We start from the raw sequence: 13,058 nt of genomic DNA, 5'->3' as shown, positions 1-13,058 counted from the left end.
CCTGTCCCGCCGCTTTCTGGTTCCACCATAAACCAGCCATCGCACTGATGTTCGATGATGGAGTATCAGCAGGTCACAGTGGATCTTGGGGGGATGTGGCGCGGCCTGGCGTGGCCGGAAATGTCCGCCCTCAGTCCGGCTCGGGCACCAGCCGGAGGTCCCCCGACGCGAGCGCCGCCATCACCGCGTCCGCGGTGGCCTCCGGGGACAGCCCGGTGGTGTCGAGGACGTGGTTCTCGTACGGGCCCAGTTCGCGGAACTGCTCGTGCATCGAGCGGATGGGGCCGGGCTCGGTCAGCAGGTGGCCGGGGCGCGAGGTGCCGCGGGCCAGCGTCGTGGGCTCGTCCGGGCGGAGGACGGCGTAGTGGAGGGGAACGCCAGCCGCGCGGGCGGGCCGGCGGAACTCGTCGACGAACCACGGGCCGACCACGCCGTCCACCACCACGTGATAGCCGCCGGCCGCGTAGCCCGTGGCCGCCTGGGCGATGACGCCGACGACGATCTCGTTCTGCCGGCGGGACCCGGGCTCGAGCGGTGAGATGGCCCCCTGCCGGATGAAGGCCCAGAAGTCGTCGGTGTAGAGGTGGACGCTGGGCGAGGCCAGCCGCTCCTCCGCCAGCAGCCGGGCCACCGTGGTCTTCCCGGCGCCCGGCGGCCCGCTCAGCACGAGGATCTCCCCGTTCCCGGCCGCGACGTTCTCGTGCGATGTCGATGTGGTCATTCCGGAAGGTTAAGGTGCCCGGGTGACTCTCCCGATCGATGTGGTGATCTTCGACTGCGACGGGGTGCTGGTGGACACCGAGCCCCTGGCGCTGCGGGTGTGCGTCGCGCTGGGCGCGGAGCTGGGCTGGCCCCTCACCGAGGGGGAGATCGTCGACCGCTTCCTCGGCCGCTCGGAGCGGGCGGTGAGCGCGCAGATCGCCGAGCGGCTCGGCGAGGATGCGGCCGGGCGCTGGTCAGAGGAGTACCAGCGGCGGCTGGCGAGGGCCATCGACGCGGAGCTGACCGAGGTCGACGGCATCAGCGAGGCGCTGGACGCCATCGCCCTCCCCACCTGCGTCGCCTCCAGCGGGCGCCACGACAAGATGCGGCGCACGCTGGGCCGCACCGGCCTGTACGAGCGCTTCGCGGGCCGCATCTTCAGCTCCAGCGAGGTGGCGCGCGGCAAGCCCGAGCCGGACCTCTTCCTGTACGCGGCGGCGCGGATGGGCGTGGAGCCGGGGCGCTGCGCGGTGGTCGAGGACAGCCAGTACGGCGTCCGGGCCGCCCGCGCCGCCGGGATGCGCTCCTTCGGCTACGCGGGCGGCCTGACCCCGGCGGAGTGGCTGGCGGGCGAGGGCACGGTCGTCTTCGACGACATGCGCAAGCTCCCGGCGTTGCTGGGCGGCTGATCCGACGCGGCGCGCGGCCGCACCACGTCGCCGGTGCGGTGCATGCGCGAGCCCGGTTCTCCGAAGGGGTCGGGCACGCCGCCCGGGGCGCCCGGTCGGGCGCGGACGCGCGCGCCCGGCCGCGCGGCGCCGCCGAGCCCGCCCGGCCAGGGCTCAGTGCGGGCCGGCCGGTTCGAACTCCGTGCCGCAGGGGCCCGCGCCCTCGCTCTCCGGGAGGGGCACCCGTTCCCCGCGCAGGGAGATCGTGCGGTACCAGGTACCGATCCGCTCCGTCGAGCGGCCGACGTAGTGGCAGATGAAGGAGCGGCGGAACCGGTCGGCGCTGCGGTTGGGCTGGGAGCCGTGCACCAGGCTGCCGTTGAAGAACAGCACGTCGCCCGGCTCCATGTCGACCGGCACGGCGGCCAGTCCCGGCGGCGGCGGGACGTACTCGCGGGCGAAGGAGGTCTCCGCGTCGGCCTCCTCCGGGCAGAACAGGTCCATCCGGTGCGTGCCCGGGACGACCTCGAGCCCGCCGTTCTCCTGGTCGATCACGTCGCACGCCACCCACGCGGCCACGCAGGTGCCCGGCTCCACCCGCAGGTAGAAGTTGTCCTGGTGGAGCGCCTGGCCCCGGGCGCCCGGCGGCTTGAAGTAGAACATGCTCTGCGCCGCCAGCGCCTCCTCCCCCAGCAGCCGCTCCAGCACCGTGCCCAGCCGGGGGTCGGTGAGGTAGCGCAGCGCCAGCTCGTTGACCTCGTGCGGGTGCATCACCCGGGGGTAGGCGTGCAGCGGGTCGGCCGGGCCGCCGGACTCCGTCGCGCGCGGCTCGAAGTGCCCGGGGATCGGGCCGGCCTCCCTCAGCGCCATGAACTCCCCGCGCAGCTCCTCGACCTCCTCCCGGCCGAAGAGGCGCCGCACCACCGCGAAGCCCTCGTCCTGAAAACGCCGGTGGTCCTCGTCTGTCAGTATCTGCGTCGTCGTCTGCGTCGTCGTCCGCGTCGTCGTGGCCGTCATGGAGCCGACGCTAGGCCGAGCGAGCGGTGGTGAGGATGCCCGTGGATGCTGAGGATCTGCCGGAAACTGCTGCGTTCCCCGCCGCGCCGTCGCCGCCCCCGGGCCTGGTGACCGTGGGCTACTTCGACGAGCGTCCCGGCTACGCCGTGCACCGGCCGCGCGGCGCCGACAGCTGGCTGTTCACCTGGACCACCGCCGGGCGCGGCCGGCTGCGGCAGGGCGGGGCCGCCGCGGTGGCCGGCCCGGGCGACCTGGTGGTGCTCGGCCCCGGCGTGCCGCACCGGTACGCCGCCGACGCGGACGCCGGCCGGTGGGCGTTCTGGTGGGTGCACTGCCAGGCCCGGCCGTCCTGGGGCGCCTGGCTGCGGCCCTTCGGCACCGGAGACGGCCTGCACGCGGTCTCGCCCGTGCCGCCGGGCCTCGGGGCGCGCGTGGCGGCGGCGTTCCGGCGCATGCACGCCGACGCCCGCTGGGCGGGCGATCCCCACCCGCCGGAGCAGGGGCAGGAGCCGGAGCCGGGCCGGGTCGCCGTGGCGCACGGCTGGCGCGCCCGGGAGCTGGTGCTGGGCCGCGTCGAGGAGATCGTCCTGCTGGCGACGGCTACGGCAACGGCTGCCGCTACGGCCGGGAGGCGGGCGGGCGTCGACCCCCGGGTACGCCGGGTGGAGGCGCTCATCGCGGCCGACCCCGGCGCCCCGCACACGGTCGCCTCCCTGGCGGCGGCGGTGTCCCTCTCCCCCTCCCGGCTGGCGCACCTCTTCGCCGAGCAGCTCGGCCACACGCCCATGCGCGCGCTGCGCGACGCCCGGCTGCGGCACGCCGCGCGCCTGCTGGAGGCCACCCCGCTCCCCGTGTCCCGGGTGGCCGCCGCCTCCGGCTTCGCCAGCCCGTTCCACTTCAGCCGCCTCTTCCGCCGGCGCTACGGCGTGCCGCCGGGGGCGTACCGCGACCGGCCCGGGGGCCTGTGACGGGCCGGAGCCCGGCGTTCGCACGCCGGGCTCCGGAACTCTCGTCAGAATTCCGGACTACCGGGTGAGGGTCGGGGTCTGCCAGTCCCGCCACTGCGACAGGTCACAGGCCGCACTGCTGGAGATCCCCATCTCGCCGGGGCCCTCGCCGGTCCCAGAAGGAACGCCTGGATGCTCCGCTGCAAGGGAGCCCTCCACCGGTCTCTCCGGGCAGGGGACCACCGCCTTCAGGCGGTGGGGGAATGCCCGCTCCCGCGTAGCGGTGCAGAAGCAGCCGAATCGCCGTCAGGGCGATTCGGTGTCTCGCTCAGGCCGGTCGCAAGACGCAAGTACCACAGGATCTGTCCATGCTGAGAGCGCCCCTCGCGAGCTGCCGCGGCCTTGACGGCCTCGTGCACGTCGTCGGGAAGGCGAAGGTTGAAGTTGACCATGCACCCAATCTAGACCCATAACCAACCCATGGCGAAGTTCCGGATGGACCCGACGCGTGCGCAGGAAGAGCAGATGCTCCTGCACTGCGCGCATGCCCGGTACGTGTGGAACCTCGCTGTCGAGCAGCACGCGCACTGGAAGCAGGGCCGGAAGTCTCCGCCTGGCTTCGCCGAGCAGTGCCGTCAGCTCACCGAGGCCCGGCACGACAACGAGTGGCTTCGGGCCGGGAACGCGGATGTGCAGCAGCAGGCGCTCAAGGACTTCGCCAAAGCCAAGCAGGCGCGCTTCACCTCTGGGTTCGGGAAGCCGACTTGGCGCAAGAAGTTCGTGCATGAGGGCTTCCGGGTCATCGGTACCGACCGGGTACCAGAGTTCGAAGTGGACGGGTCTGCGAAGCTGAACGCCGAGGGCAAGCAGGTCATGGGCCGCTTGGTGGTGGTGCACAAGCTCAACAGGCGCTGGGCCCAGGTCAAGGTGCCCGGCTGCGGCTGGGTCCGCTTCCGCCTCAGCCGCAAGGGCAAGGGCGCCGAGCTGCCATCGGCGAAGACATTCCGCGTCACCTTCCGCAACGGCCAGTGGCACATCGCGTTCGCGGTCATCCCCGAACCCGTCGAGGCGCCCGGGACGGGCGAGGTTATCGGCATCGACCGGGGTGTGGCCATCACCGCGGCCCTCTCCGACGGCCGAAAGCTGAACTGCCCGCAGCTCACCGGCAGAGAGCGGGCCCGGATCTGCAAACACCAGCGGCGGGCTGCCCGCGCTCCCAAGGGCAGCAAGGCCAAGGCGGCCGAGTACGCGAAGGTGGCCAGACTCAAGGCCCGCAAGGCGAACATCCGCAAGGACTGGTGCGAGAAGACCTCAACGATGCTCGCCCGGACCTATGACCTGGTGCGGTTTGAGAAGCTGAACATCAGGAACATGACCCGCTCGGCGAAGGGGACCATCGAGCAGCCTGGCAAACGCGTGAAACAGAAGGCCGGGTTGAACCGGGCGATCCTCGCCCAGGGCTGGGGCCTGCTCCGCCGACGCACACAAGACAAGGCCCCCGGCCGGGTGGAGGACGTCCCCGCCCCGTACACGAGTCTGCGATGCAGCGCCTGCGGATGGATCGAGAAGAACTCGCGCAAGAGCCAAGCCGAGTTCTCCTGCGTCTCCTGCGGGTTCACCTGCAACGCGGACACCAACTCAGCGGTCAATGTCGCGGCAGGACAGGGCGGGATCCCCCGCCCCCGGCGAACAGCCGGTGCCGGAGGGGCGACAGCGGCCACCAGCCGTTCGAGCGCCCGTGAACCTCGACCCACCCGGGTTGGAATCCCCCTCATATTAAGAGGGGGAGGATGTCAATCGGTGCTCACAGGCAGCTTCATGCCCCGAGCATATAAAGATATATAAAGATGTTGCGGATCTATTTAGTCCGAGATACGGTCCGGCGGAGAACGCCGGGGGGCGAGTCGGCATGAGTCGAGCGTGAGTTGAGGAGAGAGACCGCCATGCGGATCGCAGTTGCCGGTGCGAGCGGGAACATAGGGAGCCTCACCGTCGCCGCCCTGGAACGCGAGGGGCACGAGGTCGTGGGCATCAGCCGCTCGCAGGGTGTCGACCTGTCGACAGGCGAGGGGCTCGACGCCGCGCTGGCCGGCGTGGAGGCGGTCGTCGACGCCACCAACGGGCCCTCGACCGACCGGGCCGAGACGGTGGCGTACTTCGGGACCGCCACGCGCAACCTGCTCGCCGCCGAGGAGCGGGCCGGGGTCCGCCACCACGTGCTGCTGTCGATCGCCGCGCTGACCCGCGTCGAGGGCAACGCGCACTACGCCGGCAAGCGGGAGCAGGAGCGCCTCGTGGCGGAGGGCCCGGTGCCGTGGACGACCGTGCCGGCCACGCAGTTCCACGACTTCGCCGCCATGGTCGCCGGCTGGACCGAGCGGGAGGGCGTCGCCACCATCGCGCCGCTGCTGGTGCAGCCGATCGCCCCGGCGGACGTGGCCGCCGTCCTCGCCGAGATCGCGACGGGCGAGCCGCGGGGGCGTTACCGCGACGTCGCCGGGCCCGAGCCGCAGGACCTGGTGGACATGGCGCGGCGCACCTTCGAGGCCCGCGGCCGCACGGTGAGGCTCGTGCCGACGTGGTCGGGGCTCTTCGGCCCGTCGATGGCGGGCGACGTGATGCTGCCGGGCGAGGACGCCCGCATCGCGCCGACCACCTTCGACGAGTGGCTCGCGGAGCAGCGCAAGGCCGCCTCCCAGCCGGGGCCGGGCCAGGACAGGGCCTAGTCGTCGCGCGGGCAGTCGAACGCCCCGCCCGGGCCCCACTCGGTGACCGAGCCGGCGTTCGGCGCGAACGTCCCGCAGGACAGGACCGGTTCCGAGCCCTCGTCGGTGTGGTGGAGGATGACCAGCGGCTTGTCGCGCGAGACCGGTTCCCCGGCGGGAAAGTCGATGGCGCCGCTGGCTCCCGCCCTCTCGACGCCGCGGTTCAGCACGACCTGCACGCTCTCGCGGTTGACGCTCTGCCCGCCGGTGCTGGCGTACGCCTCGTTCGCGGCCTCCGCCATCACCTGCATCGTGTCGTACGCCAGGGCCGCGTGCCCGTCGTTGCGCCAGGGGTCGTCCGTGCCGAACTGGGCGTACGCGGCGTTGAAGCCCACGGCGACGTGGCTGAGCGACTGCCCGACGGGCAGCACGTGCGCGGCGTGGTACAGGCGCAGCCAGGGGTGGTTCTCGTATGTGCCCGAGAGAGCGGGGTTGGTGAGCCCGTTGCCGCCCACCACCGTGAGGGCCTCGCCCGCGCAGGGGGTCGAGTCCCCGAAGTCGTCCAGGAAGGCGTCGAACTCGCGCGCCCTGGACGCCCAGTAGACGACGGTGGGCGTGTCCGGGTCGCGGCGGATCCGCTCGCACACCGAGACGGCCACGCCGCGCACGCTCTCCTCCCACGAGGCGCCCTCCGGCGGCATCGGCCTGGGCGAGCCGGCGTCGGGGGAATACCACAGCCTGCGCACGCTGCCGCGCCCGCCGTCACTCGCGAACTGCCGGCTGAAGCTGGTCCCGAGGGACATGCTGTACAGGTCGTTCGGGTCCTGGACGACCACCGCCGCCCGGGCGGGAGCGCAGCCGCCCGAGGCATCCCGGACGATGCCGGCCTGGCGCGTGAACGCGGTGGCGATCTCCGCCTCGCGGCTGCTGGGGGGCGCTATCTGGTGGAAATAGACGCCGGACTGCATCTCGTCCGCCGTGGCGTTGGTGGCGATCGTGGGGATCTGCGCCGCGCTGAGGATCTGTACGGCCTCCCGGGTGGTGTCCCAGCTCTGCGCGATGCCCACCACGCCGATCAGCTCGTCCGGGGCGGCCTCGGCCCAGTCCACGATGTCGCGTGCGGCATCGGGCGCGTCCCGGTATCCCTCCCCGGCGTTGAAGAACTTCACGCGCAGCCAGACCTTCAGGTCGTTGCTGCGCGCCTCGTCGTTCAGCGCCCGCTGGGCGAGGGCGATGCCGCGCAGCTCCGGCACGGCGCCGTCGGACCGCTGCTGATCCTCGTCCCAGTCGCCGTTGACGGGCACGGCCATGTAGGCGATCGTCCGGACCGTCCTGCCCTGTTCCTGTGCCGCCTCCTGATCCGCCCGCGCGTTCTCCTCTTCGATCATCTCCCAGGCATCGCGGTACAGGCCCCGCAGATCCTTCTCCGCCGGGTCCCTGAGAGACGGGGCGACCCGATCGGGCGACGAGCCGCCGAGGCAGGCCGGGTCGGGCTCGGCATCGGGCAGGGCCTTCTCGATGCCCGAGGCGAAGAGAAGCAGGATCGCCACCGCACCCATGGACCCGACGGTGGCCCAGAGCCGCGGCCCCGGGGTGGGCCTGATGCTCCGCCGGGCCGGGCGGCGCCTGGGATGGTCCGCCTCCGCCGGCAGCGGCACCCGCAGGGGACGGATGTCGTCCCGGATGTCGCCGTGCCCCGACCTGAGCACGTCGGCCGCGTCGGCGAGCGTGCCGTCGACGCCCGCTATCGCCGCGTCCCGCGGGCCGACGGCGACCCACAGCGCGGCGCCGCACCTGGTCTCCTGGACGGCCGAGCCGCACTCCTCGAAGAAGTGCTCCCAGCGGTTGCCCTCCGCTATCCCCTCGTCGGGCAGGTGCACGAGAAACACGAAGCGGGTCACCCGCCGGCGCCGCCACGGCGCGACGCGCGTCGGCCGCGCCCAGCGCGCCAGGTCGGCCAGCAGCGCGTGCACCAGGAGCCGGTCCAGCTCCCGCTGCCGCTCCGCCACCGACCCGTCGTGCGCGTCGCCGCCCTCCAGGAGCGCCTTCACGTGCGGCTCGACATGCTCGAAGAAGTCCACGCCGAAGACCGGGGCGCCCTCGCCCACGGCGGACCGGTACCAGCCGTGCCGCTGCCGGTTCGACCGCAGCAGGTGGCGGGTGAGCCCGCGCGCCCACTGCCACCGGGGAGCGAGCTGGAAGAACGGGCCGCCCAGCATGTTCCACACGCCGGCCAGCGCGAAGCCGTCGGCCGGCGCTCCTCCCAGCTTCCACAGCCCGCCCAGGAAGGGCCGCCGCTCCCGCTTGCGCTCGAAGCAGAAGTCGCGCAGCGGGCGTTCGGGCTCGGAGGGCCTGCGCAGCCACTCGACGATGTCGCACATGAGCGAGTAGTTCGGCAGCCGTAACCGCCCCGTCTGCTCCACGACGGCACGCCGCAGCTCCATCGGCGTGATGAGGTCGCACAGCGACGCCACGCCCTCGTGCGGCGAGGCCGCCGCCGGGCGCACGGTGAGGCTCACGTGGGCGACGCACCGGCCGCCGCCGTCGTTCAGAACGCCCGCCAGGGTCTCCGCCGCCCGCCTCGTGTCTCCGGCGGCGCGCACCACGACGGGCGGCAGCAGGACCCGCGCCTTCGTCTTCCGATCCGGGCTGCCGTTCTCGCGCGCCGGCGCGGCGGCGTACCGGAACGCGTCAACCAAGGTGTGCCAAGACATCGTTGTCTTCCCTCAGCTCGTCGTCGCTTGCCTCTGTCCCACCGTCGAGTCTGCGCACACCCCCGGGGACCCCTCCCGGGGCATGCTCAGGCGCCGAGCCGGGCCGCGCCCTCGTCCAGCAGGCGGCGCAGGGCCAGCGCGTCCGGGGCCACGGCCGTGATCAGGACGGCGGGGCCCGCCAGGGGGGTGAGGACGGCGGTGTCGCCGAGGACGGCAGTGTCGGCGGGCTTGTCCTCGAACGCTGGGTCGACCATCAGCAGCTGGCCCGCGGCGCGGTGGCCGGCGAGGACCGCGCCGCCGTCCCAGCCGGGGGCGGCGCCGGGGCCGTAGGACAGCTCCTGGTCGAGCAGCGGCCGGCCGGCGCGGTGGACGGTCAGGCGGGTGGTGAGGCGGCCGGGCTCCTCGCCGGCGCGGCCGAGGACCTGCTGTTCGCGGTGGACGAGGCGGGCGGTGGCGGCCAGCTCGATCCGGGTGGTCATGGCGAGGTCGCTGCCGCGCGCGGAGATCAGCGGCTCGGGCAGCCAGTGCAGCTCGGCGCCGTCGGCGACGGTGAGGGCGGTGTCGTAGGTCGCCGGGAGCGGGTCGGGGCCGGGGCCCGGCAGGGCCACGGTGGCGGCGGCGGAGGTGACGCGCAGCGCGGCGCCGGGCTCGGCCACGGCGGTCAGCCGCAGCCGGTCGCCGCCCAGCGGCCCGCTCATCGCGCCGACGAGGGTGACCTGCGCGTAGGGACCGGCCGCGCGGGTGCGGCGCAGCGCGAGCGGGCCGTCGCCGCGCAGCACCGGCAGGGCGCCGCCGGGTGCGGCGGTGACGCGGGCGTGGGCGTGGACGGCCGCACGCCGGGGCGTCATGCGCGGGCCCAGGCGGCGAGCCGCTCCCGCACCCAGTCGGTGACGGGCCGGACGCCGTCCCCGGCCTTCAGGGAGGTGAAGGCGACGGGCAGGTCGCCGCGTTGGGCCTTGGCGTCGCGGGCCATGGCCGCCAGGTCGGAGCCGACGTACGGGGCGAGGTCGGTCTTGTTGACGACGAGCAGGTCGGCGGTGGTGACGCCGGGGCCGCCCTTGCGGGGGATGTCGTCGCCGGCGGCCACGTCGATGACGAAGATCTGGGCGTCGACCAGGCCGGTGGAGAAGGTGGCGGTGAGGTTGTCGCCGCCGGACTCGACGAGGACCAGGTCGAGCGGGCCGGTGCGCTCCTCCAGCTCCTCCACGGCGTCGAGGTTGGCGGAGATGTCGTCGCGGATGGCGGTGTGGGGGCAGGCCCCGGTCTCCACGGCGGTGATGCGCTCGGCGGGCAGCACGGCCTCGCGCAGCAGGAAGTCGGCGTCCTCGCGGGTGTAGATGTCGTTGGTGACGACGGCGATGGCCAGTTCGTCGCGCAGGGCGCGGCACAGCGCGGCGACGGTGGCGGTCTTGCCGGAGCCGACCGGGCCGCCCAGGCCGATGCGCAGGGCGCGGCGGCGGCCGTCGGGCAGCGTGGCGGCGGCGCCGTGGCCGTGGGTGCGGCCGTGGGTGTGGCGTCGGGGGAAGGTCTCGGGGTGGTCCAGGTGCATCGGAGGGCTCCCGTCAGGAGGCGAACAGCCGCACGGGCCAGGCGGCGTGCTGTTCTGCGGAGATGTCGAGCAGGGGTGCGGAGGCGGCCGGGAGGGCGACGGTGCCGTTGCGGGCCGCGGCGGCCGCGTGGGCGGCGGCCCGCTCGGCGACGGCGTCGAGCTCGGCGGTCAGGGAGGCGAGCACCCTCGTGGCGTCGAAGGGGTCCAGGCTCAGCAGCCGCACGGCGGCGGTGGCGGGCGAGCTGACCGACTCGTACGCCGCGGCCTGGGCCGCGTCGTGCGGGGCGAGGCCGGCGGCGCGGGCGGCCAGGCCCAGGGCCACGGGCTGGTGGGGCCCCGGCCGGAGGGCGGCGAGCGCGTCGAGCTCCGGGCCGGGCCAGGCGGCGCGGGCGGCGCGCAGCAGCTGGCGGCCGAGCCTGCGGGAGGTGGCGCGCAGGGCGGGCGAGGGCGTGCGGGCGTCGGCGGCGGCGTCCAGCTCCTCCCGGTCGTGCCCGCCGCAGGCGGCGGCGGCCAGGGACGCGGCGACCAGGCCGGCGGTGTGCAGCCGGCCCCGGCAGAACGCCGCGAGCGTGGCGGGCGAGGTGACCCGCCCCGCGCGGACGGCGGCCTCGGCCCCGCCCGAGTGGGCGTGGCCCCCGGCCGGGAACCGGCCGTCCGCGAGGAGCAGGAGGGCTGCCCGGGCGCCGCTCGTGGCCGGCACGCTCACCACCCCCGCCCTAGAAGAGGAAGTACCGCTGGGCCATGGGAAGCTCCGCCGCGGGGGCGGGGGTGACGGGCTCGCCGTCGATGGTGACGCTGAAGGTGTCGGGGTCGACCCTCACGTCGGGGAGCGCGTCGTTCAGCCGCATGTCGGCCTTGCCGACGCGCCGGGTGTCGCCCGCGGCGACGAACCGCTTGGCGAGGCCGAGCCGCTCCTGAAGCCCGTCGTCCAGCGCCAGCGGGCTGACGAAGGTGACCGAGCCCGCCGCCGCGGCCCGGCCGTGGGCGCCGAACATGGGGCGGGGCAGCACGGGCTGCGGCGTCGGTATGGAGGCGTTGGCGTCGCCCATCTGGGCGTACGCGATCTGGCCGCCCTTGATCACCAGCAGCGGCTTGACGCCGAAGAACGCCGGCTCCCACAGCACCAGGTCGGCGAGCTTGCCGGGCTCGACGGAGCCGATCTCGCGGTCCAGGCCCTGAGCCACCGCCGGGTTGATGGTGTATTTGGCGACATAGCGACGGGCCCGGAGGTTGTCGGCCGCACCGTCGCCGGGCAGCGCGCCGCGCCGCTGCTTCATCACGTGCGCGGTCTGCCAGGTGCGCAGCACGACCTCGCCGACCCGGCCCATGGCCTGGGAGTCGGAGGAGATGATCGAGATGGCGCCCAGGTCGTGCAGCACGTCCTCGGCGGCGATGGTGGAGGGCCGGATGCGGGACTCGGCGAACGCCAGGTCCTCGGGGACGGCCGGGTTGAGGTGGTGGCAGACCATCAGCATGTCGAGGTGCTCGTCGACGGTGTTGACGGTGTGCGGCCGGGTGGGGTTGGTGGAGGACGGCAGCACGTGCGGCTCGGAGACCACGGTGATGATGTCGGGGGCGTGGCCGCCGCCCGCGCCCTCGGTGTGGTAGGCGTGGATCGAGCGCCCGGCGATCGCGGCCAGCGTGTCGGCGACGAAGCCGGCCTCGTTGAGCGTGTCGGTGTGGATGGCGAGCTGGGCGCCGGTCTCCTCGCACACGCTCAGGCAGGCGTCGATGACGGCCGGGGTGGCGCCCCAGTCCTCGTGGATCTTGAACGCCACGGCGCCGCCGCGCAGCTGGCTCAGCATCGCCTCGCGGGAGACGGTGTTGCCCTTGGCCAGCAGCCCGAGGTTGATCGGCATGCCGTCCATCGCCTCCAGCATCCGGGCCAGGTGCCACGGCCCGGGCGTGATGGTGGTGGCCTTGGAGCCCTCGGCCGGTCCGGTGCCACCGCCCACGAGCGTGGTGACGCCCGAGCTCAGGGCCTCGGCGACGATGGTCGGAGAGATGAAGTGGACGTGGGCGTCGATGCCGCCGGCGGTGAGGATCCGGCCGTTCCCCGCGATGATCTCGGTCTCGGGGCCGATCACGAGCTCGGGATGGACGCCGTCCATGGTGTCGGGGTTCCCCGCCTTGCCGAGGGCGGTGACGCGGCCGTCCCTGATGCCGATGTCGGCCTTGACGACGCCGGCGTGGTCCAGCACCACCGCGCCCGTGATCACCGTGTCGGGGGCGCCGTCGGCGCGGGTGACGCGGGAGACGCCCATCGACTCCCTGATGACCTTGCCGCCGCCGAAGACCGCCTCGTCGCCGGCCCGCCCGGGCCCGCCGGCCAGGTCCTCCTCGATCTCGATGAGCAGCCCGGTGTCGGCCAGCCGCAGCCGGTCCCCCACCGTCGGCCCGAACAGGTCGGCGTACGCGGCGCGCGAGAGCTCAGCCATCGAGCGGCCCTCCGACCTCGCCCCTCAGGCCCCAGACCACGCGGCGCCCGGCCAGCGGGACCAGCTCGACCTCGACGGGGATGCCGGGCTCGAAGCGGACGGCGGTGCCCGAGGCGATGGCCAGGCGCCGGCCGCGGGCGGCGGCGCGGTCGAAGTCGAGGCCGGGGTTGGCCTCGGCGAAGTGGTAGTGCGAGCCCACCTGGATGGGCCGGTCCGCGACGTTCCGCACGGTGAGCCGCGTGACCGGCGCGCCCTCGTTGAGCGGCACCGGGGTGTCGGCGTACAGAATCTCTCCGGGAATCACGGCGGGTGCCCCCT

13 protein-coding genes are annotated in these 13,058 nt (G+C 74.0%); 4 read left to right on the top strand and 9 right to left on the bottom strand.

Annotation, left to right across the window (positions count from 1 at the left end; genetic code table 11):
* Nucleotides 1-130 precede the first annotated feature (130 nt).
* Entirely contained in the window at nucleotides 131-721 is a 591-nt protein-coding gene (locus tag ACTWQH_RS07955; protein WP_443285650.1) for an AAA family ATPase, read from the bottom strand.
* Nucleotides 722-743: 22 nt separating this feature from the next.
* Here ACTWQH_RS07955 and ACTWQH_RS07950 point away from each other — a divergent pair, with 22 nt between their 5' ends.
* Complete coding sequence (locus ACTWQH_RS07950) at nucleotides 744-1,391, top strand: HAD family hydrolase (protein WP_443285649.1); 648 nt, start codon at nucleotides 744-746, stop codon at nucleotides 1,389-1,391.
* 153 nt (nucleotides 1,392-1,544) lie between these two features.
* Here the strand turns inward: ACTWQH_RS07950 and ACTWQH_RS07945 are convergent, their stop codons facing one another.
* Entirely contained in the window at nucleotides 1,545-2,387 is an 843-nt protein-coding gene (locus ACTWQH_RS07945; protein ID WP_443285648.1) for a phytanoyl-CoA dioxygenase family protein, read from the bottom strand.
* 35 nt (nucleotides 2,388-2,422) lie between these two features.
* On the opposite strand from ACTWQH_RS07945, the gene ACTWQH_RS07940 reads away from it, so the two are divergent.
* Nucleotides 2,423-3,355 carry a helix-turn-helix domain-containing protein gene (locus ACTWQH_RS07940; RefSeq protein WP_443285647.1) on the top strand — a complete coding sequence of 311 codons (933 nt, stop codon included), beginning with the start codon at nucleotides 2,423-2,425 and terminating at the stop codon, nucleotides 3,353-3,355.
* Nucleotides 3,356-3,582: 227 nt separating this feature from the next.
* Here the strand turns inward: ACTWQH_RS07940 and ACTWQH_RS07935 are convergent, their stop codons facing one another.
* Complete coding sequence (locus tag ACTWQH_RS07935; protein ID WP_443285646.1) at nucleotides 3,583-3,786, bottom strand: Arc family DNA-binding protein; 204 nt, start codon at nucleotides 3,784-3,786, stop codon at nucleotides 3,583-3,585.
* 28 nt (nucleotides 3,787-3,814) lie between these two features.
* Here ACTWQH_RS07935 and ACTWQH_RS07930 point away from each other — a divergent pair, with 28 nt between their 5' ends.
* Nucleotides 3,815-5,179: an RNA-guided endonuclease InsQ/TnpB family protein gene (locus tag ACTWQH_RS07930; protein WP_443285645.1), complete on the top strand. Its 1,365-nt coding sequence runs from the start codon at nucleotides 3,815-3,817 to the stop codon at nucleotides 5,177-5,179.
* 98 nt (nucleotides 5,180-5,277) lie between these two features.
* A complete protein-coding gene (locus tag ACTWQH_RS07925) occupies nucleotides 5,278-6,060 on the top strand; it encodes an SDR family oxidoreductase (protein ID WP_443285644.1) in 783 nt (260 codons plus the stop codon).
* Here the strand turns inward: ACTWQH_RS07925 and ACTWQH_RS07920 are convergent.
* From ACTWQH_RS07920 to ACTWQH_RS07895, 6 genes are all read right to left on the bottom strand, one after another.
* The gene (locus ACTWQH_RS07920) at nucleotides 6,057-8,753 is read right to left on the bottom strand and encodes a hypothetical protein (protein ID WP_443285643.1); all 2,697 of its coding nucleotides are present in this window, start codon (nucleotides 8,751-8,753) and stop codon (nucleotides 6,057-6,059) included. The genes ACTWQH_RS07925 and ACTWQH_RS07920 overlap by 4 nt on opposite strands.
* An 86-nt stretch (nucleotides 8,754-8,839) precedes the next feature.
* On the bottom strand, nucleotides 8,840-9,601 hold the full coding sequence (locus ACTWQH_RS07915; protein WP_443285642.1) for an urease accessory protein UreD: 762 nt from the start codon (nucleotides 9,599-9,601) through the stop codon (nucleotides 8,840-8,842).
* A complete protein-coding gene (gene ureG, locus ACTWQH_RS07910) occupies nucleotides 9,598-10,302 on the bottom strand; it encodes an urease accessory protein UreG (RefSeq protein WP_443285641.1) in 705 nt (234 codons plus the stop codon). The genes ACTWQH_RS07915 and ureG overlap by 4 nt, the downstream gene beginning before the upstream one ends.
* Before the next feature lie 13 nt (nucleotides 10,303-10,315).
* Nucleotides 10,316-11,008 (bottom strand): urease accessory protein UreF, encoded by a 693-nt coding sequence (locus ACTWQH_RS07905; RefSeq protein WP_443285640.1) that lies wholly within the window; start codon nucleotides 11,006-11,008, stop codon nucleotides 10,316-10,318.
* 10 nt (nucleotides 11,009-11,018) lie between these two features.
* Nucleotides 11,019-12,740 (bottom strand): urease subunit alpha, encoded by a 1,722-nt coding sequence (locus ACTWQH_RS07900; RefSeq protein ID WP_443285639.1) that lies wholly within the window; start codon nucleotides 12,738-12,740, stop codon nucleotides 11,019-11,021.
* Nucleotides 12,733-13,044: an urease subunit beta gene (locus ACTWQH_RS07895; RefSeq protein WP_443285638.1), complete on the bottom strand. Its 312-nt coding sequence runs from the start codon at nucleotides 13,042-13,044 to the stop codon at nucleotides 12,733-12,735. Before ACTWQH_RS07895 ends, ACTWQH_RS07900 begins: the two co-directional genes overlap by 8 nt.
* Nucleotides 13,045-13,058: the final 14 nt, after the last annotated feature.

The organism is Streptomyces sp. 6N223 (assembly GCF_052246635.1).
Classification (GTDB): domain Bacteria; phylum Actinomycetota; class Actinomycetes; order Streptomycetales; family Streptomycetaceae; genus Streptomyces.
The sequence above is the reverse complement of the archived record's forward strand: the minus strand, read 5'-3'. Positions and strand labels throughout refer to the sequence as shown.